The sequence below is a fragment of the Streptomyces sp. WAC07094 genome, from assembly GCF_036320405.1.
GTDB lineage: Bacteria > Actinomycetota > Actinomycetes > Streptomycetales > Streptomycetaceae > Streptomyces > Streptomyces lannensis.
In genome coordinates, this window is the sequence record NZ_JAVMJZ010000001.1 from 3,933,418 (window position 1) to 3,954,043 (window position 20,626).

Sequence of the window (20,626 nt, forward strand, 5' to 3'; positions counted from 1 at the left end):
GGAGATGTAATTGCGGCTTCACCTTCAACGCGAATCGCGCTCAGCGCTTCCGAGTGCACCGTCGCCGAATGGTGCCGGAATGGAGCTGGCTGCCGCGGTGAGTACGCATGCGGTGTGTCACTCGTGGCTATTCAGGCGAGGATCTCCCGGTTGAATTGTGATCCTAGCTGGGCGTGTTGCGTCTCCGCCGATTGATCCGACATGAATCATTTCTGCCGGTATTCCGGTCAACTTACGAAAACGCAGTCGCGATCCGCCCGAAGGAGCCCCGATGCGTCCGAGCATCTCTCGTATCGCCCCCATTCTCATGGGAACCATCCTCGCGGCTTTTGGCGTGGTCACGCCGCCCGCTACCGCACAACCTGCCCCACCGGGTCCGGACCTACTCGGCGTGTCGCAGTCGGGTACGACGCCTGTCAACCCAGTGACCGGCGCTCCTTCCGCCGAGGCAAGCAAAATCCCTCCTGCCACCAGCGGGGCGCTGATTGTGAATCTGTCCAGCTGCAGCGAGAGCGACCTGCAGGCCGCGATCGGCGCTGTCGCCACAGTCGGCGGCACGGTCAACCTCAGGCGCGGCTGCACCTACATCCTCACCGACGCCGCGCCGCCCAACGACGATAACGGCCTGCCGGTCATCAAGAACAAGGTTACGATCAACGGACGCGGCGACACCATCACCCGAGCCGCAACCGCCGCCAATTTCCGTTTCTTCGAAATCGACGGCCCCGATGGAAACCTCACGCTCAACGCCCTGACCCTCAGCAACGGTCACGCGTCCAGTAGCCTCGGCAACGGCCGGGGCGGTGCCATCTGGCTCAGTGGCGCCGGTGCCGTACTGACGCTGAACAACACCAGCCTCACCACCAACACTGCCGACACCTACGGCGGGGCCATCGACAACGACAACGGCGTGGTGAGCGTCAACAGAAGCACGCTCTACAACAACGGGGCGCTTGCCGGTGGGGCCATGTTTGTCAACCCATTCGGAGGTTCCGGCACGGCGACCATCGACAAAAGCAGGATCACCGGCAATCACGCAACCGTCCTGGCTGGCGGGATCGCCGCTGCCGTCGGCACGACGGTGACGCTGACCAGCACCCGAGTCACCCACAACGACGTCACCCGTAACAATGCGCAGGGCGGCGGCATCGCGCAAGCCGGAACCATGACGCTGAAGAACAGCAAGGTCATTGGCAACACCGCCACCGGTAACACTGCGCAAGGCGGCGGCATCTATAGCCTCGCCGGCACGGTAAAGCTCACCACCAACAGCCTGGTCACCGGCAACACCACCAACGGCACGAACTCCCGCGGTGGCGGCGTCTTCAATACGGGATCCGGCACAGTAGCTCTCACTCGTAGCTCGGTAACCAAAAACCAGGCGCTGGGAACGGGTGCAGACGGTGGCGGCATCTTCAGGGCCAGCGGCACGGTGACGCGGATCGCCAGTCCCGTTTTCGGCAACCAGCCCAACAACTGTAGTAACCCCAGCACCGTACCTGACTGCTCCTAGCCTGCGCGTTTCACCTGCAGCGGTGTCCGGATCTTGATCGGAAAGGCGAAACTGCGGTCCGGGAGGCAGCCTGGGGAGGGGGCCACGCCCTCTCCCCAGGCGACGGATGCAGCCGCCGGCCGCCGCCACAGCACGTGGCCCTGCCCTGACCCGGGGCAGGGCCACGACAGATCCGGCTCCGGCGGCGACCGCCAGGTCACCGGGTCACCGGGTCACCGACGTCCTTCGGTCCTGTACGAGGCAGAAGGCGCAGGGAGGTGTCACAGATAAGGGCCGTGCCCTGTCTTCCCTGCGAAGCAACCGGTTCGATACGGGAAGGCTGACAACGGCTGACACGATGACCTCACACTCCGGAGAGCACGCCGTCCGAGAGAGCTCCGCTCCCGGCGGTACTCATCGCCGCCCCGATCCCCGCTTGCGCCACGAACAGCTGGTGTTCGCCAGGATGCGCACGTCGCAGGACCGGTTCGCGGACGCGATCACCGCCCTCGCGGGCACGATGGGGTTCGTCTATGTCCACGCCGTCTGGTTCGCGGTGTGGATCGCTCTCAACCTCGGGCTGTTCGGCCGGTCAGCGGTTTTCGACCCTTACCCGTTCGGGCTGCTCACCACGATCGTGAGTCTGGAGGCGATCTTCCTGTCCACGTTCGTGATGGTGAGCCAGAATCGGCAAGCCGCACGAGAGAACGTGCGGGCCGATCTGGATTTCGAGACCAATCTGCGCGCCGAAGTCTGGGCGGTGCACACGGGCAAGGCCCTCGGCCTGAACCCGGAGGAGATCGAGCGTCACGTCCAGGAGACCATCCGGCAGAGCAGGCGCGCGATGGACTCGGAGGCCGGGGTTCAGCCGGTGGAACCGGAGGCCCTGTGAACGTGGCCCCAGGACCGGCTGCGCCACGGGTCGCAGTCGTCGATGGTGGACCGCTTCCGTAGTTCGCCTGGCTGGACAGAGCTTCTGCAGAAAGCGCAGAGGCTCTCGACCGACGAGCAATCCCAGCCGTGAGGATCAGGTCCTGCCTGAGCGAGCGGGTGGGATCGGGGAAAGCGGGACGCCCCGCCTCGGGCGAGGCGGGGCGTCATCCGTGGTGCTGCCTCCCGTCGGGCCGGATGTGGGGCACCCGGCCGCGACTTCTCGGCCCGGGCCTCAGTACAGGGCCTTGTACTTCTGCCAGCCGGTGCCGATCTTCACCCGCGGCGCGAAGGATCCGTTGCCGTAACCGGTCTGCCGGAACAGGTTGCCCGCGGTGTCCCGCGCAACGATGTCCGCCTTGCCGTCCCCCGTGATGTCACCCGCCCCGATCACCACGTTGTACGAACTGCCCCAGTTCGTGAACAGCCGTACCCGGGTCGCGAAGGTGCCCTTCCCCGTGCCGTAGTAGTGGTAGAAGACATTCGACCTGTCCTGGGCGACCAGATCCCCGATCCCGTCACCGTTGAGGTCACCGACGCCCACGACCTTCTTGTACGTCTTCCAGTTGTCGTACAGCTTCACCCGCGCCGACAGCTTCCCCGCACCGGTCCCCTTGTACAGATACACCGCACCCGTCGACGCGTTACGGGCCAGCAGATCGGGCCGCCCGTCACCACTGACGTCCCCCGGCGAGGTCAGCATGTCGTACTGGTTCCAGCCGGTGCCCAGCGTGGTGTGGGGGGTGCTGGTCTCGATCGGCGTTCCGAATCCGGGCCGGTACACCCGCAGTTCGCCGCTGCTGAATCGGACAAGGATGTCGTTGCGGCGGTCACCGTCGATGTCGCCGAAGGGGATCAGCGTCGCGGTGGAGGGCCAGCCCGGTACCGAATCGCCCTCACTCAAGGTGCCCGCGCCGTTGCCCGGCCGATAGCCGATGTCTCCGTACGACGAGCGGACCAGGATGTCGCCGATCCCGTCGAGTTCGGTCCTGCCGCTGCCGGTGAAGTCGCGGTGCGCCACCGCCCCGTCGGACACCTTCACCGTCTGCGTCACCGTCAGCGGTACTCCGGAACCGTCGGCCGGCCGGGCCGTCAGCTTGAACGTGTACGTGCCGTCGGGGACGAGCGCGCCCTTGGCGTCACGCTTGTCCCATCGTGCGGTCAGATTGCCGTGCACTTCGCCGCCGCCGAGCGTACGCACCACGGCGCCGGTGGCCTTCCTGGTGACCGTGGCCGTCCAGGAGGCGGCGGGCTTGGAGAGCAGTCCGCCCCACTGCCACCACAGGCTGCCGTCCAGCATGTTCTCCAGCGTGTTGCCGGTGACCTCGGACTCGACGGCGCCGAGCGGCTGGGCGGCGACCCCGCTGGGCACCAGATGGATCCGGTGGTCCGCGTCGACGTAGGCGACGGGTCCGCCGAACTTGTCCACGGTCCAGTTCACCCCGCGCACGCTGGGGGTGCCCGCCGCGAGTGTGCCGATCGTGCGGGTGGTCGCGGTGCCGCCTGCGAAGGAGGTGAGGAGGAGCGCTCCGGACGCGGTGTCGTGCCGGACGAGGTAGCCGTCGCCGAGCAGCGCCTGGCCCGACGGGACGGAGATCTTCTTCTTCGCCGTACGGTCCCAGACACCGGCCGTCGCGGCGGGGCCGCAGGACCAGTAGATCCAGCGCCCCACGACCTGCAACTCCTTCGGGACGCACGGGGCACCGATGGTGACGGTGTCGGTGGTTTTCCCGGTCCTCAGGTCCTTCGCGGTGACGACACCGGTACCGGAACCCGGGGTCCACAGCTTGCTCCCCCAGACGGAGGCGGCCGTGACGGAGCGGGTGAGGACGGGCTGCAGATCGGTGTGGACGCCGAGGTCGCCGACGTACTGCTTGGCGGGGGACGAGCCGTTGACGACCGCGTACCGGCCCGTGACGTCGAGGACGGTCCCGGAGGACGAGTGCAGGTAGAAGAAGCCGGCATCGTCGGCCTTGTCGAGGGACTGGACGTACGACCCGACGGGCTCGGGCTCCGCGGTGAACGTCACCGCGCGACCGTCGCCGGTGGCGTACGGGCCCTCCTCGCGGTCCGTCCACTCCCGCCAGGTCGGCGCGCCCGGCGCTCCATCGGCGGTGACCTGCCGGGTGAAGTAGGCGCCCAGGAAGCTGCTGTCGGCCTCATTGGTGGCCAGAGTGCCGTTCTGCAGCGACAGTTGGTTGATCCTGGCGGCCGCCGGCGGAATTGCGGTCAGCTCCGTCAACGCCGGGGTGTCCGCCCCCGTGTCGGTGATCCTGCGTACCGACCAGTGCCCCGAGTCGGTGCCGCCCACGGCCAGCAGACTGCCGTCCGGTGCCGTCGTGAGTGAGGTGTTCGCGTGCCGGAGCAGGGTGAGTGCGTCACCGCCGGTGAGGGGGACGGCCATGAGCCGCTCGCCGGATGTGTCGGCCATGTCGTGGACATTCGACGGCACGGAACGGGCCACCACCAGCCAGCGTCCGGCGATGCCCAGGTGCGGGGTGCCCTCCGTGCCGGGCAGCGTCACCGTCGTCCCGGCGGCGGAGAGGTCGGCGCGGTCGAGGACGTGTGCCGTCGTGTCGCCGGACCGGTACCAGACCAGCCGGTCCGCACTCAGCGCGACGTCCGTCGGAGCGACGGGCACCGCCACATCGCCGGTGACGCTCGCGGTGGCCAGGTCCACCAGTGCCAGGTGGAACCTGCCCCCTGCCAGTGTGTAAGCGATGACGGCGGTCCCGCTGTCGCCGCCCAGGACGCTGAAGTTGGTGGTGATCCCGGTCGGCCATCCGCCGACGAGGGTGCCCTCGGCGGATTCGCCGTCACCGAACAGGTACAGCAGGCGGTTGCCGTCGGCGTCCCGTGCCTCGGTGAGCACATGGGTGCCGAAGGTGGCCCGGTAGAGGCCGTGAGTGATGGCGACTTCCGTGGCGGTACCGGCGGTCATGTCCCTGAGGACGACCTTCGCGGTGGGCGAGACGACATCGGTCACGACGTCCGAAGACGCCCCGAGGTACGCGGGGACTTCCTCCCGGGTGAGGTTGCCCAGTTCGGTGGTCGTGCCGGTGCCGTACGACGTCCACAGATAGCCCGAACTACCCTCCTGGGCGTGCAGATAGCCGGTCGATCCGGCGGAGTACAGACGGTCCTTGCGCGGAAAGTAGCGGTCCGACTGGAAGACCTTCTCCGCCGCGGCGGTACTCCCGGCGGCGGTCTGGGCGCCGGCCGGCACGGAGAGGGGGCCGAATCCGGCGGTCACGGCGAGGACCGCCAACGCGGCGGTGATCCCACGGGTGGTGGTACGACGGGCCAACGCGGCCTCCTGGGCGGGAAAAGGGCATGGCGGGACGGCGGTCGCCGATCAGGCGCGCGTCAACGGCGCCGAGAGAATGCCCAGCCCCCCGGCTGTCCCCCCATGCAAAACGGCATGAGGGTAACAGCAACCCCGGGCCCATCAGGTGTACCGGAGATCACTTACTCGTAACCGTGATCGGACCCGCCACGGACGGGACGCGCGTCCGGGAAGGAGCACTGGATGCCGGATCAGTTCGGCGTGTGGGCCCGGGAGCGGAGGGACTGCGGACCCCCTGAGCAAAGTCCGGGTCGGCGGCCAGTGGAGGTACAACCTCTGCCCGGTCTCATGTGTCGTGATCACGAACGTTCCTTTCCGCGTTCTGATCCGATCAGAGGACCGAATGAACCCAGCCGGACGACGCGTGGCCTCCGCGGCCGCCACCGCCGTCGTGCTCACCACCGCGGGTGGCCTGCTCACCGCCCTCGCCACGCCCGCCTCAGCAGCCGTCAGCTGTGCTTCCCCCGTCTACAAGCGGCAGTTCTTCGCGAACACCACCTTCTCGGGCACACCGAAGAAGACCGACTGCGACTCCACGATCAGCGAGAACTGGGGTACGGGCCACCCCACTTCGGCCCTGCCGGTCGACAACTTCTCCGTCCGCTGGTCGGTGACGCGCGACTTCGGCTCCGGCGGCCCCTTCGCCCTCACCGCGTCGGCCCAGGACGGCATCCGTGTCTACCTCGACGGCAGCCGCAAGATCGACCTGTGGAAGAACGTCTCGTCGACGGTCTCCAGGACCGTCAACCTGACGGTCCCCTCCGGCAAGCACACCCTCCGCGTCGACTACGTCAACTGGACCCAGAGCGCGAACGTCAAGTTCGCCTACACGCCCCGCACTTCCGCGACCGTCGACAAGGTCAGGCCGCTCGCTCCGGCCGGAACATCCGTGTCGTACGACAGGGCTACGGGGAAGGCCGGGCTCACCTGGTCCAAGAACAAGGAGATGGACCTGGCGGGCTACCGGGTCTACCGGCGTCCCAAGAGCAGCACGGGCTGGACGAGGCTCGCGACCACCACCGCCACGTCGTACACGGACACGACCCTGCCGGTGACCGGCGCGGCCTACTACTACGAGATCCGCGCCTACGACAAGGCGGGCAACGAGTCGGCCGGCACCGCCGATCAGGCGGTCACCACCGTCGACCGGACCCCGCCGCCCGTGCCGGCGGGCCCGAGCGTCACCCGGGAACCGGAGGCGCTGCGAGTCCGGTGGAGCGCGGCCGAAGGAGCGGCGTCGTACCGGGTGTACCGGGCCACCAACGCGGACGGGACGTACACCCGCGTCGGCACTACCGCCCAGGTCTCGTACCTTGACGCCTCGGCCACCGAGGGCATCACCTACTACTACCGGGTGACGGCTCTCGACTCCGCGGGCAACGAGTCCGCGCGGTCCGTCGCCGTCAGCGGCACTTTCTGGGACCTCACTCCGCCGTCCGCCGTCACCGGGGTGACCGTCACCCCGACCGAGTACGGCTTCGAGGTGCACTGGGACGCCAACCCGACCGCGGACCTGGCACGGTACGTGGTCCGGCCCGGCGAGTTGCAGGGCGACGAGGAGGGGCAGTGGTGCTCCCTCTACCCCGGCTATGACCTGGGGGCCGACACCACGTCGTACGCGTACACCACCCTCCCGGACGGCGAGGAGCGCTGCTTCATCGTCGATGCCGTCGACGACGCCGGGAACTCTTCCTTCGAGTGGACGGGCGAGGCCCGGGTCGTGACCGCGACCGAGCTCGACATGACACCGAGCGTGTCGACGCCGGAGGGCTCGCCGGTCGAGCTGACGGCCACGTCGAAAGAGGCGGGCGTCGAACTGTCCTGGCATCCGGTGACCGACGCCACCGGCTACCAGGTCTATCGCTGGAACCCGGACACCAAGGCGTACGAGAAGCTGGCGGCCACGACAGGGACTTCCTACGAGGACACCGGCGCCGCCAAGGGCACCACTCACTTCTACCGGGTGACCGCCCGGTACGCGGACGGTGGCGAGTCCGCGCCCGGCGCCGACTGGGTGGCCATGGCGCCCTGAGCGCACGGAAGAGGGCCCGGAGGTCTCCGGGCCCTCTTCACGATGGGGTTTCCCCGTCCCTCCGCGGACCGCGGGGAAGCGGTGTACGGATCAGAGCGAGCCGCCCGGCCGAAGGGCCGAAGCGATGTGGTTGACCCGTCGACCCAGGTACCGCGCCGCTTCGAGACGGCTCTCGTCGGGCAGGTCGGCGCCGTTGTTGGAGGCGTGCGAGGGGCCGTAGGGGTTGCCACCGGCCTGGAACACCAGCGGGTCGGTGTAGCCGGTCGAGACGATGATGCCGCCCCAGTGGTAGAAGGTGTTGTTCAGCGCCAGGATGGTGCTCTCCTGACCGCCGTGCACGTTGGCGGCCGAGGCGAACGACGAGTACACCTTGTTCGCCAGCTTGCCCTGGGCCCAGAGCGGGCCGGTGAGGTCGAGGAACTGCTTCAGCTGCGCGGCGGGCAGGCCGAAGCGGGTCGGCGAGCCGAAGACCACCGCGTCCGCCCACTCCAGGTCGTCGAGCGTGGCCTCGGCGATGTGCTCCGAGTCACGGTGGTTCTCGGCCCAGGTCGGGTTGCTGTTGATGGCTGCTTCCGGCGCCAGCTCGGCGACCTTGCGCAGGCGGACCTCGGCACCGTCCTTGGCCGCCCCTTCGGCGACCGCCTCGGCGAGCTTCCGCACGGATCCGGTGGCCGAGTAGTAGATGACCGCGACGCGGGCGGCTTCACTCATGTCGGTACTCCCAAAGAGGTTGTGAAGAGCGGAGTTGTGCAGTCGACCTGGTGCTTCGGCCGGCATGGGCGTCTTCGGGCGTCGATCGACCAAGGCCAGGTCGTTTCGAATTCAACAATGAAGTTGAAAGAAAAACAAGTTCCGCCGGACCGGGTTCACCGTGGCGGGCGTCACTCCCGGCCCATCCCCCTGGGCACCCCGGCAGCGCGAAGAACGACCGCGCGTGCGTGACGAGGGGTCCCGTCTGTGCGGCCCCGTGCGTCGCGAGGGGGCCCATCCGTGTGCAGCCGTGCGTGACGAGGGAGCACACCGGCGGAGCCCGTCGGCCGGAGCAGCGAACATCACATTGACCCGGCCCGGCCCTCCCCCGAGGGTTGGCTGCATGCACCATGGATCCTCCGGATCGGCACCGTTCCGGATACCCGACGCCCCCCGGCCCGCCAAGGAGTCGCCGTGCAGGGGGTGTTGAGCGGATTCGCGGTCATCGCGGCCGTCATCGCCGTCGGTTATCTACTCGGCCGCGGCGGCCATCTCGGCGAGCACGGCCGGGAGGTGCTGACCAAGCTGGCCTTCCATGTGGCGTCCCCCGCCCTGCTGTTCGCCACGCTCGCCCGCGCCGACCTGTCGGTGATCTTCTCCAGCCGACTGCTGGTGACGGCGATGAGCACGGCCGCGGCGGCGGGCGCCTTCGTCGCGGTCGGTGCCGTACGCCGCTGGGGCGTGGGCGACACCACCATCGGCGCCCTGTGCTCCAGCTACGTCAACTCCGGCAACCTCGGCATCCCCATCGCCGTGTACGTCCTGGGCGACGCGTCCCTGGTGGCCCCGGTGCTGCTCTTCCAGGTCGTCATGGTGACCCCCATCGCCCTGACCGTCCTCGACCTCTCCGGCAGGGGCGAGAAGGGCCCGTGGTGGCGGCGCCTGCTGGCGCCGTTGCGCAATCCGATCGCGCTGGGCTCGCTGAGCGGTGTCCTGGTCTCGGCGACCGGCGTCCACGTCCCCGGCCCGGTCATGGACCCCGTCACCCTCATCGGCAACATGTCCGTCCCGGCGGTCCTGCTCGCCTTCGGCATCTCTCTGCGCGGCAGCGCCCTGCCCGGCCGCGGCCGGGAACGACACCCCGTGTTCCTCGCCGTGGCCTTGAAGGCGTTCGGCCAGCCGGTCGTCGCCTGGGCCCTCGCCACCACGGTCTTCGGATTGCGCGGAGCGCCACTGCTCGACGTGACGGTGACCTCGGCACTGCCGGCCGCGCAGAACCTGTACACCTACGCCGCCACTTATCGGGTGGGCGAGGTGCTCGCCAGGGACTCGATTCTGCTGTCCACGGTGCTTTCGGTGCCGGTGTTGGTGGTGGTCGCGGCTCTACTGGGTTGACGGCGGTGCCGGCCGGGAACTCCGGCGGAAGACCGCGTAAGGCGAACCCGTCCCTTCACCGCCGCCCGGCGGGCAGAGGTGGAAGTCGATCACCGTGACCGGGTCGCCGGAGCCGACGTCACCGGCCCGGGCCGCGGTCGACGCCGCTTCGGCGGTGCGCCCCACCCCGCACCTGGTTGCGTGCCGGGGCGCACCGCCGAGCAGGTGGGTGAGCGCTCGGAGCACCCGCCTTCGTGGCCGAACTCCGGTGGCTCAGCCGACAACGGTGCCGCCGCCGACCGGGTTGCGGGAGACGTCCTCCTCCGCCGGACGGGACGCAGCCGGGCCCGCATGCCCGTCAGGGAGGAGACGCGCCTCCTGGACGGCGTGGCTCACCTGCCGTTCCGCCGTGTCGCGGGCGGGATGCTCTGCTCGTACTGGAACACGTTGTACGGGTCGTACTGCGCCTTGATCTCGCGCAGCCGGTCGAAGTTGGATCCCCAGTAGGCGGTTTCCCAGTCCTGCATGCCGATGTTCGGCACGTTGACGTAGGCGCCGTCCACATAGGGACGCAGTGCCTGGCTGAACTCGGCGATCCAGGCCTGGGCCTGTGGGGTGAGCGGGTCGCACACGCCCGGTTGTGTTCCCCGAGTCCCCCAGCCGGCGCCGGGCTCGGAGTAGAAGAGTGCGTCGCGGTGCGGGAACGCGGTGCCGCCGCGAGGGGTCCTTCGGACCGCCCCGCCGAAGGCTTGGGTGAAGAAATTGCTGTCATCCGTGGGAGCGTCGGACATGTACGAGGTGATGACTTCGATCGCCGCGCTCGGGAACGGCTTTCTCGTGAACTGCGAGAAGAACTTCCAGTTCGCGGGCTCGCTCTGGATCGGAACCTGGAATGCCGCGTAGATGTCCCCCCAGTTACCGGTCTGTTCGGTGACATTGGGGCTGCCGATCGACAGGACCGGGGCCAGCATCTGCCGCGCCTGCGCCGGTGTTCCTTCTGCGAGAACGGCGAACAACAGGATCTGGTTCCGGTGGATCTCGAGCTGGGTTCCGAGCCGATTGTCCGCGACCGGCGCCGTACGCTGCCATGCGTCGAAGATCCCGGGCAGGTCGGCGATGCCGTTCCACATCGCCTGCACATAAGCCACGCTGTTCAGCGGGGTCACTTTATAGGTGAGCGAGGTGATGATTCCGAAGTTGCCGTTTCCGGCCCCGCGGAGAGCCCAGAGCAAATCCGAGTGGTTCCTCGGATCCACCTCGATCACCTCGGCGCACTCGTCACCCGATGGAACGACGATCTCGGCGCCCACAAGGCTGTCGCAGGCCATGCCGAGCCAGCGGGTGAGAAAGCCGAAGCCGCCGCCGAGCGTCGCACCGGCCAGGCCCACGCTGCCCTCGGTTCCGGTGGTCACCGCGAGGTTCTTCCGCGCGAGTGCGGTCACCGCTTCCAGTTGGTTCAGCCCGGCGCCGACTCTCGCGATACGCAAGCCGGTGTCGATGTGGACCGATTTCAGCTCGCTGATGTCGATCACGAGGCCGTTGTCCACGTTCGACCAGCCCTCGAGGTTGTGGCGGCCGCTCCGCACCCGCAGCGCCACATCGTGCTGCCGCGCCCAGGTCAGGGCGCTGACCACGTCCTGGGTGTTCTGGGCGAAGACGATGACCAGTGGATAGTGGGAGAAGAGCTGGTCCCAGCCGAGACGCGCGGCCGTGTAGTCCGGACTTTCGGGGCGGACGATACGACCGGTCAACTGCGCCGGCGGGCATTTCCCGCTTTTGGCCTCCGCGCTCGCGGCACTCGCGACCGGGGCTTCCACGGCTGTAATACCCGGAACGACGACCGCCCCTGCACCGGCGGCCGCCGTCGCCTTGAACAGGCCGCGGCGAGAAAAATCGTGCATGGTCCGTATCCTCTCGACCGGGATGGGCCGGTACTCGGCTGAGACACTTCTTTTCGCCGTCCGGCGCGCTTTCGGTCCTTTGTGGGTTGCGATCCCCCGGGAAGCGCAAAGTAACAGCGGTGTCCCATGGGGGTGTTGCCCGACACGCTTGTCCGGCGCAACGGCGATTTACCGACGAAGGGGATATCCGGCCGATCATGAATAAGCCCGCGTGGGGTACTTGGGGCTCGATATTCATGTTGTCGGCACGGCGGTCGACCTGACGTTACCTCGGTGAGCGTGAAGGCGCACGATGGATTACCGCATGCCGCAGGGACGGGCGCAGGTCGCAGAAATACGCGACCCGTGACGATTTCGGCCGTTGGCTTCGCACGTCCGGCGCCTCCATCGCCTGGCCCTGTCCCATGGAAAGGCCCGGGAAGTATTTCCGTCCTCCGCGGCGGAAGGTTCCCCTTCGAGGCGGTAGGTTTCCCTTTTCCCGGGCGCCGTACTCGGACGACCGCGCCGGGCCACGGCCCACGCGAGGGCCCTGAAGAGGTTTCTCGCGTGCATCCGCAGCCCATGGCTCCGTGCGGGACGGCGGTGACGGCGCGCCATGCGCACCCCGCCCGCCGCCCGCACCGGATCCGTCATTCCTCGTCGTCGGTGCTGGACGCCGCACGGGTCCGGCCCGCCGGGGGCGGCTCGGGCGACTGCGACCGGATGTGCAGGACATCGCCGACGAACAGGTCGTAGGCGAGGACGCCGATCACTCCCCCGACGAGGGGTCCGACGATGGGTATCCAGAAGTAGTCGCTGAAGGAGCCGGCCAGTGTCCCCGGGAGCGCGAGTTCCTGCCATCCCGCCAGCCAGGTGAACAGGCGTGGCCCGAAGTCCCTCGCGGGGTTGACGGCATAACCGGCGTTCGCGCCGTACGACATGCCGACGGCGGCGACCGCGAGTCCGATCACCAGAGGGCCGAGGTTGGCCTTCACCGCCGTGTTGCGCAGGTCGACGACCGCCACGATGAACATGACCAGGAACGCGGTCCCGACGATCTGGTCCACCAGCGGCCCCCAGACGCCACCGTGGAAGTACGAGGCGGGGAACGTCCCGAAGATCGAGAAGGTGGCGAGGGTGTGCCCATTGGTCTTCGGATCCGTCGAGGCGCTGTCGAAGGCGTGGATCGCGTCGTGGTAGACGCCGTACACCAGCGCGGCCCCGGCGAACGCGCCGGTCAGCTGCGCGAACATGTACGGCACCACCTTGGCCCAGGGAAACCTGCGACGCACCGCGAAGGCCAGCGTGACCGCCGGATTGATGTGCGCGCCGCTGACCCCTCCGGCCACATAGACACCGAAGGTCACGGCCATGGCCCAGCCCCATGTGATCAGCAGCCAGTCTCCGGCACCGAGAAAGATGGTGGTGGGTCCCGCCGTGCGACCCGATCCCGGCAGCGCGGCGACCGCCACGGCTCCCACCCCGCACCCGAAGGCGATGAGGACGAACGTCCCCAGGAACTCTGCGAGGCATTCGCCCAGGAGGCCCCCTCGGCGCCTGAGCCGGGAGGGGCGGACCAAGGGCGGAACTCCCACAGCCATGATGGCCCCCTAAGGGACTGGTCCGGCCGGTGACGGCTCCTGCGGCCGCCGGACGCCCCCCGATGCGGGCTGCCTCGCTCCCCTGCCGGGGTGCGGCAATGGCACCCGTCCGGGCCTGGATGGACGAATGTTTCCTGCGGGGACCTTTTTCACCGGCCGGGAGGGAGCACAAACGGCTGACGCACTCCCGCGGGCCCTTGCGGCACCCGCCTTCCTCCGTCCCCGGGCGGTGATGCGCCGCGGATTTCGAACGTACGCTCCCATCCGTGGCCACGGTCGAGGCACATTTCTGAGTATGACTCATGGGCTGCCGCCTCGCTCCTCGCCGATCAGTGCCCTTCACAAGGCCATCCGGAGACGTGCCGGGCAGTTCCTCTCCCGGTGAGCACCACGTTCGTGGGGACCGTCTCGCAGCGCCGTCACACGCTCGGCCTGCGGCGGCCACCACATCGCCGACCGCCGCAGGCATTCCCGTCCAGTGCCTCAGACCCCGGCTGCGGGATCGGCTTCGGTGAGCAGGTTCAGCAGCGTGGCGCGGGCGCGGGCCACACGGGAGCGGACCGTGCCGACGGGGCAGCCGCTCAGGACGGCCACCTCCGCGTAGGGCAGCTCCAGCAGTTGGGTGAGGACAAAGGCCTCCCGCCGTTCCGCGGGCAGCGCCGTCAGCAGATCGAGCAGCGCCACACCGTCGTCGAAGCCCGGCGCGTGCGGCGACTGGGCACGCTCGGCGGCCGGCAGCCAGTCGTGGACGTCGGACAGCCGGGGCCGCGTGGCCGCGTGCCGAAAACTGTCCACCACCGCACGGCGGGCTATGGAGAGCAGCCAGGCACGGGCCGAGCAGCGACCCTCGAACCGATGCAGGCTGCCGAGCGCCCGCAGGAACGTGTCCTGCGCCAGGTCGTCGACGGCCTGCGGGTCGGCGCAGAGGTGGGCGACGTAGCGCTGTACGTCGCGGTGCAGGGCCCGGACCAAGCGCTCGACGGCGTCGGCGTCGCCACGACGGGCGGCGAGTGCCCAGGCGGTGATCGAGTCGTCGCTCGATCGTGTCGGCCGGCGTCCCTCACGGGAGGCGGGCAGGGCAGAAGTGATCACCTGGTGTCCTTCTCTGGTCATGCGGTATCCGCACCGGGGCACGCGCGCGCGAAGGGCACGCGTCGGCGGCGCCCGCGGTCCGGTGAGTGGGGTGCGGCCGTGAGGGCCGGCGTCGTGCGTTCGACGCCTTTGCCGGATCACGGCCATGGCCCGGGGCACGCGGTGGCGCGGCCTCGGGATACGGCTGTCCGTCAGAGGACAGCGGTTCCCGGTGGTGGGCCCCTTGAGGTGATCGAGTGAACGAGGGGAAGCCGACGCGGTGGGCGGTCGGCCCCTCGACGACGGGCCCGCACCCGCGGCCGCTCCGGAGGGGCCGGCAGGGTCAGCAGCAGCCGCAGCGGTGCGGACAGCCGGCCGGCGACCGCCCGCAGGATCCTGAACGCGGCCCGCTCGCCGTATGCCAGCCACAGGCCGCACAACACGGCGGCGGACAGGTGGGCTACGAGCATGCCGCCGGAGGCTGCCGCGACGGCGGGTCCGAGGCCGGCTGGATCCATGAGTCCCATGTCGGCGCCGGCCATCGTGGCACCCATGTCCATGCCGTCCATGGGTCCCGTCGACGCGGGTCCGTCCATGGGTCCCGTCGACGCGGGCCCCATGTCCGCGCAGTCCATGGGCTCCCGAGGTGTGAGGCCTCCACCCGTGGTGGCGGGCGCCATGAGGTGCCGCCCCGACTGCGCGTAGGAGAACCCCACGTGCAGTCCTGCCTGGGCGACGACCACGGCGGAGACGACAAACGGACGTCCACGCTCGCGGCCGGCCAGGAACCAGCCCGCGCCACCGGTGACGAGGACACCGGCGGCCGGGCTCCACCAGGGCAGCGGGGAACCGGACATCATCGTGTGCCCCAGGGCGGCGAGCGATACGCACACTGCGGCGAACACCGCGGCCCGTAGCGTGCGAGAACACCACCCAACGGCCATGACGGACATCATCCTTGCATCCGGAGCCCGATCGTCATGGGTGGGTACGCACATCGGCCGGGGAATCCGCTCAATGCGCGCCGTGTGATCCGGCACACCCGAACCGGTAGGAGCGGGGCCCGAGTCGAACCCGTCGGTTTCCGCCCTCCGTCCCACGGGACGGCCTTCCCCGGAACCGCACCTCGCATTGCCCACCCCTGTGGAACCAGCGCCCTCAGTAGGGCAGTCTTTCTCCCTGTGGCAGGCGTTCCGCAGCAGAACGGGTCGGGTGAACCCGTCGCGCACATGGTGGTGTGCGGCGACGACGGACTCGCGCACCGGCTGGCCGCCGAGTTGCGCGGGGTGTACGGGGAGCAGGTGACGCTTGTCGTACCGCCCGCCGAACGAGTCGCCCGGCAGCCGGTCGTGGGGCGCGCCCGGGGATCTGGGCTGCTCGACCGGGTCTCGGCCGCCGTCACACGAGCGGCGGGCAACGGCAACGGCAACGGCAACGGTCAAGGAAACGGTACGGACGCACGTCCCGCCACCAGGGGCGGCGCCACGACGGAATCCCCCGGCTCCACAAGACTGTTGGAGGCCACGGAGGCGTCCGAGGCCGTGCTGGCCGAGGCCGGAGTGGACCGGGCCACGGCGCTGGCACTCGTCTATGACGACGACGAGACCAATATCCGGGCCGCGCTCACCGCCCGCCGAATCAATCCTCGACTGCGACTCGTGCTGCGCCTGTACAACCGGCGCCTGGGACAGCACATCGAGGCACTGCTCGACCAGGCCGCGGCGTTGGCCTCGGGCGGGCCCGGCGGTGAGGAGGAGCCCGACGCATCCACGACCGTCCTGTCCGACGCCGACACCGCCGCGCCCGCGCTGGCCGCGACCGCCGTCGCCGGCACCACCAAGGTCGTACAGACCGACGGTCTGATACTGAGGGCCGTCGAGCGTCCACCGCCCCCGCCGGGTCAGGTCGCCGACCCGGGGCTGTGCACACTCGCCCTGCTGTCCGCGACGGCGAACGATCCGGCGGGAGCGGATGGTTCGGAGGTGAGCGGCGAGCAGGGACCCCGGCTCCTGCCCGACGAAAGGGCCGTCGCCGAGGCCACCGGGCGCGGCACCGTCGTCCTGGAGGCCGTTTCGTACGCGGGTCCCGCCCTGGCCGCCGGGCGCGGCCCCGTGCCGCTCGGCTCGCTGCTGTCGCGGCGGCTGCGCTGGTCGTTCGCCGGAATTGTCGGCTGCGTGATCGCGCTCGCCGTCGCGTCCATGGCCGTCACCGACGAAACCCCACTGCGAGCCACGTACTTGACGCTCCTCGACCTGTTCGCCATCAACAACCCGGCCATCGGCGAACCCACCGGGCGGCAGATTCTCCAACTGCTGTCCGGGTTGGTGGGGTTGCTGCTGCTTCCGGTGCTGCTGGCGGCCGTGCTGGAGGCGCTCGGCACCTTCCGCAACGGGTCCGCGCTGCGCAAACCGCCGCGCGGACTGTCGGGACATGTGGTGCTGCTCGGCCTCGGGAAGATCGGCACCCGGGTCATGACCCGGCTGCGTGAGCTGAAGATCCCCGTGGTGTGCGTCGAGGGTGATCCCGACGCGCGTGGGCTGGCGACGGCGCGCAGGCTGCGGGTGCCCGTCGTGCTCGGCGACGTGACACAGGAAGGCGTCCTGGAAGCGGCCAAGATCCAGCGGGCGCACGCGTTGCTCGCGCTGACCAGCGCCGACACCACGAACCTCGAGGCGGTGCTGTACGCCCGCTCCGTACGGCCCGACCTGCGGGTGGTACTGCGTCTTTACGACGACGACTTCGCGACGGCCGTCTACCGGACACTGCGAGCCGCCCACCCGCACGCCCTGACCCGCAGCCGCAGCGTGTCGCACCTGGCTGCTCCCGCGTTCGCCGGGGCCATGCTGGGACGGCAGATCCTGGGTGCGATCCCGGTCGAGCGACGAGTGCTGCTGCTCGCGGCTGTGGATGTCGCCGGGCATCCGCAGTTGGAAGGACGGACGGTCGCCGGGGCGTTCCGTCCGGGGGCGTGGCGTGTGCTGGCCCGGGACACCTCGGCGCCCGGCGAGCGCGGCCGGTCGCCCGACCCGGAGTCGGACACCCCGGCCCGCGCCCCGGGGCTGGTCTGGGACCTGTCGCCCGATTACGTCCTGCGCCCGGAGGACCGGGTGGTCCTGGCGGCGACACGACGCGGGCTGGCCGAACTCCTCGGCCGCAGGCGCCGCGAGACGACCGGAGGATAGAGAGAGCCGGGAGCTGCGAAAACTGCGGGGGCGGCTCGCGGTCAGGTGGGCAGGACGTCCCCGAGTGCGCGCGGCGGACGGGGCCGCGCCCCTGCGCAGAGCCGTCAGAAGCGCTCGACAAGGTGTTCGCGGCCCGCCGGCGGCTCGTAGGGCTCGGGCCAGAAGTCCGTCACCGTGGCTATGTGTCCCTCCCGGTCGGCGGAGAAGAAGGTGATGCCGTGCATCTCTTCCAGGCCCACCGTGAAGTGGAGCCAGGTGACGGCCTGTTCGGGCTCGGCGACGATGCGCTCGACACGCAGGTGCCAGTCGCCCGGGTACTCGCGGTTGAACCGGACGTACTGCTCCCGCCCACGGATGCGCTCGCGCGTCTGCGGCAGGGTGTAGACGACGTTTTCGGCCAGAGTGGCCGCGAACGTGTCCCAGTCGCGGGCCTCCGCAGCGGCCCAGAAACTCTCCACGGTCTTGCGCAGATCGGTCATCGAGGTCATGTCGAGAGTGTGCATCCCGCCACTGACAGTCGGACCGTGGTTGCGCACGGTGCAGGGGCGGGTGATCAGAGCGCGGGTCAGTGGGGGCCACCGTCCCACCCGTCGTCCACAGCCGCACCCGTCGTCATCCGCCACCGGGTCGTCCAGCGCCGCACCCCTCGCACTCCGCCGGGCCCGTCGTCCACCGCCGTCCGGCCGTCCACCGTCAGGCCCGGCCACCACCGTCGGAGTCGTCCACCGCCGGGCCCGTCACCCGCCATGTCAGGTCGTCCGCGCCGAGCCGTCGTCCTCCGCCGTGCCCACGTCGCACCCCCCCGGGTCCCCCGCGCACGCGCCTCGGACTCCGCAGCCGGGGCCAAAGCCCGCACGGCGGTGGGCCCACTGCACGGCTCGCACCGGCGGCAGGGGATCATGCCTGGTCACGTGCTTTCCGGGGTGAGTTTTCCACAGGCTGGGCACCTCGCCCGCGGAAAGTCCGCCGGGCCAGGCACTATGGGGCCATGACTGAGAGCAACGGGTCCAGCTCGCCGGAGCACGGCGAGGACATGCCGGACTGGGAGAAGCGCTTCCGCGCGCCGCGGGTGTCACTGCCCGACTGGGCGGAGGACGCACCGCAGCGTTCCCTGTTCGTCTCCAATGCGACGGGGACGTACGAGCTGTACGCGTGGGACCGGACCACGGGCGAGCAGCGCCAGGTCACCGACCGGGCCAACGGCACGACGGACGGCGTGCTCTCGCCGGACGGCGAGTGGATCTGGTGGTTCGACGACACGGACGGGGACGAGTTCGGGATCTGGAGACGCCAGCGGTTCGCGCACGGCGCCTCCGGTGAGGACTCCGGGGCAGCCCGGAGCTCGGAACCCGACGCGCCGGCCGCTCCCGGACTCGAGCCCTCGTACCCGGCCGGGCTCGTGATCGGGCGGGACGGGCGGACCGCGGTCGTGGGCCGCTCCACCGACCAGGACGGGTCGACGATCCATCTCGCCCGGGCCGGTCAGGACCCGGTGGAGATCTACCGGCACCGTGAATCCGCCGGAGTGGGGGACCTCTCGCGGGACGGCTCGCTGATCGCCATCGAGCACACCGAGCACGGCGACGCCATGCACTCCGCACTGCGTGTGCTGCGGCCGGACGGTTCGACGCTCGCGGAGTTGGACGACACCAAGGGCGGCACGATCGAGCTCGGCCTCGAGGTACTGGGCTTCGCGCCGGTCGACGGGGACACGCGCCTGCTGATCGGGCACCAGCGGCGCGGTCGGTGGGAGCCGATGGTGTGGGACGTCGCCTCCGGCGAGGAGACGGACCTGGGTCTGGACCTGCCGGGTGACGTGGCCGCGGAGTGGTACCCCGACGGTTCGGCGCTGCTGATCGTGCACGGCTTCGAGGCACGCAGCGAGCTGTTCCGCTACGACCTCGCGGCGCGGAAGCTGACACGCGTGCCGACACCGCCCGGCACCGTGTCCGGGGCCACGGCCCGGCCCGACGGCACCGTGGAGTACCTGTGGTCGTCGGCCGCCGAGCCGCCCGTGGTGCGCTCGACCTCCGGCGCGGTCGTGCTGGACCCGCCCGGCATGAAGTCCCCGGAGACGGTGCCGGTGGAGGACGTCTGGGTGGACGGGCCCGGCGGCCGTATCCACGCCCTGGTCCAGAAGCCCGCGGGGGCGAGCGGGCCGCTGCCGACGGTGTTCGACATCCACGGCGGCCCCACCTGGCACGACAGCGACTCGTTCGCGGCGGGGCCGGCGGCCTGGGTGGACCACGGGTACGCGGTGGTGCGGGTCAACTACCGGGGCTCGACGGGATACGGACGGGACTGGACGGACGCGCTCAAGCACCGGGTCGGGCTGATCGAGCTGGAGGACATCGCGGCGGTCCGTGAGTGGGCGGTGTCGTCCGGGCTCGCCGATCCCGAGCGGCTCGTTCTGACGGGCGGCTCATGGGGCGGTTATCTGACGCTGCTCGGGCTCGGCACACAGCCGGACGCCTGGACCATCGGCATCGCGGCGGTCCCCGTCGCGGACTATGTGACGGCCTACCACGACGAGATGGAGGCGCTGAAAGCCATGGACCGGACGCTGCTCGGGGGCACACCCGAGGAGGTCCCGGAGCGCTTCGAGGCGTCCTCGCCGCTCACGTACGTCGACGCGGTGAAGGCTCCGGTGTACATCTCGGCGGGGGTGAACGACCCCCGGTGCCCGATCCGCCAGGTCGAGAACTACGTCGACCGGCTCACCGCGCGGAAGGCCATGCACGAGGTGTACCGGTACGACGCGGGACACGGCTCGCTGGTGGTCGACGAGCGCATCAAGCAGGTGCGGCTGGAGCTCGACTTCGCCGCGCGGCACCTCGGGACGGCATAGGGGGAGGGGGAGCGGGCGCCGGACCGGGCGTGGCCCCGGGCGGTGACGTGCGCGGTGCGCAGGGCGAGCGGCGTATCCGCAGGTGTGAGGCAGGGCCGGATGTACGGGGCATGCGCGTGTGCCCCGTACACCGGAGGCCGACGGCCGATCCCCGGGGAACGGCGGGTGGATCCCCAGGGC

General features: G+C 69.9%; 13 protein-coding genes. 6 read left to right on the forward strand and 7 right to left on the reverse strand.

The genetic code is table 11. The features are described from left to right. The first annotated feature begins 271 nt into the window (after positions 1-271). Positions 272-1,513 (forward strand): hypothetical protein, encoded by a 1,242-nt coding sequence (locus RCR19_RS17350; protein ID WP_331265976.1) that lies wholly within the window; start codon positions 272-274, stop codon positions 1,511-1,513. 415 nt (positions 1,514-1,928) lie between these two features. Next, positions 1,929-2,384 carry a DUF1003 domain-containing protein gene (locus RCR19_RS17355; RefSeq protein ID WP_331265977.1) on the forward strand — a complete coding sequence of 152 codons (456 nt, stop codon included), beginning with the start codon at positions 1,929-1,931 and terminating at the stop codon, positions 2,382-2,384. A gap of 273 nt (positions 2,385-2,657) precedes the next feature. On the opposite strand, the gene RCR19_RS17360 is transcribed toward RCR19_RS17355, so the two are convergent. Then, on the reverse strand, positions 2,658-5,729 hold the full coding sequence (locus RCR19_RS17360) for an FG-GAP-like repeat-containing protein (protein WP_331265978.1): 3,072 nt from the start codon (positions 5,727-5,729) through the stop codon (positions 2,658-2,660). A gap of 382 nt (positions 5,730-6,111) precedes the next feature. Here RCR19_RS17360 and RCR19_RS17365 point away from each other — a divergent pair, with 382 nt between their 5' ends. Further along, a complete protein-coding gene (locus RCR19_RS17365; RefSeq protein ID WP_331265979.1) occupies positions 6,112-7,800 on the forward strand; it encodes a PA14 domain-containing protein in 1,689 nt (562 codons plus the stop codon). A 90-nt stretch (positions 7,801-7,890) separates the two neighbouring features. Here RCR19_RS17365 and wrbA read toward each other — a convergent pair whose 3' ends face one another. Then, a complete protein-coding gene (gene wrbA, locus RCR19_RS17370) occupies positions 7,891-8,511 on the reverse strand; it encodes an NAD(P)H:quinone oxidoreductase (RefSeq protein ID WP_059133565.1) in 621 nt (206 codons plus the stop codon). 453 nt (positions 8,512-8,964) lie between these two features. Between wrbA and RCR19_RS17375 the strand changes: the two genes are divergently transcribed. Continuing rightward, entirely contained in the window at positions 8,965-9,885 is a 921-nt protein-coding gene (locus RCR19_RS17375) for an AEC family transporter (protein WP_331265980.1), read from the forward strand. 371 nt (positions 9,886-10,256) lie between these two features. On the opposite strand, the gene RCR19_RS17380 is transcribed toward RCR19_RS17375, so the two are convergent. The 4 genes from RCR19_RS17380 to RCR19_RS17395 form a co-directional block, all read right to left on the reverse strand. Beyond that, on the reverse strand, positions 10,257-11,765 hold the full coding sequence (locus tag RCR19_RS17380) for an FAD-binding oxidoreductase (protein WP_331265981.1): 1,509 nt from the start codon (positions 11,763-11,765) through the stop codon (positions 10,257-10,259). Between the two features lie 629 nt (positions 11,766-12,394). Next, positions 12,395-13,345, reverse strand: a complete 951-nt coding sequence (locus tag RCR19_RS17385; RefSeq protein WP_059133562.1) for an MIP/aquaporin family protein — start codon at positions 13,343-13,345, stop codon at positions 12,395-12,397. Positions 13,346-13,828: 483 nt separating this feature from the next. Continuing rightward, positions 13,829-14,437: a sigma-70 family RNA polymerase sigma factor gene (locus RCR19_RS17390; RefSeq protein ID WP_331265982.1), complete on the reverse strand. Its 609-nt coding sequence runs from the start codon at positions 14,435-14,437 to the stop codon at positions 13,829-13,831. Positions 14,438-14,628: 191 nt separating this feature from the next. After that, positions 14,629-15,360 carry a hypothetical protein gene (locus RCR19_RS17395; RefSeq protein ID WP_331265983.1) on the reverse strand — a complete coding sequence of 244 codons (732 nt, stop codon included), beginning with the start codon at positions 15,358-15,360 and terminating at the stop codon, positions 14,629-14,631. A gap of 285 nt (positions 15,361-15,645) precedes the next feature. Between RCR19_RS17395 and RCR19_RS17400 the strand changes: the two genes are divergently transcribed. Continuing rightward, positions 15,646-17,598 (forward strand): NAD-binding protein, encoded by a 1,953-nt coding sequence (locus RCR19_RS17400; protein WP_331269466.1) that lies wholly within the window; start codon positions 15,646-15,648, stop codon positions 17,596-17,598. A 104-nt stretch (positions 17,599-17,702) separates the two neighbouring features. Here the strand turns inward: RCR19_RS17400 and RCR19_RS17405 are convergent, their stop codons facing one another. Beyond that, complete coding sequence (locus tag RCR19_RS17405; RefSeq protein WP_331269467.1) at positions 17,703-18,077, reverse strand: nuclear transport factor 2 family protein; 375 nt, start codon at positions 18,075-18,077, stop codon at positions 17,703-17,705. Between the two features lie 509 nt (positions 18,078-18,586). Between RCR19_RS17405 and RCR19_RS17410 the strand changes: the two genes are divergently transcribed. Then, the gene (locus RCR19_RS17410; RefSeq protein ID WP_331265984.1) at positions 18,587-20,446 is read left to right on the forward strand and encodes a prolyl oligopeptidase family serine peptidase; all 1,860 of its coding nucleotides are present in this window, start codon (positions 18,587-18,589) and stop codon (positions 20,444-20,446) included. Positions 20,447-20,626: the final 180 nt, after the last annotated feature.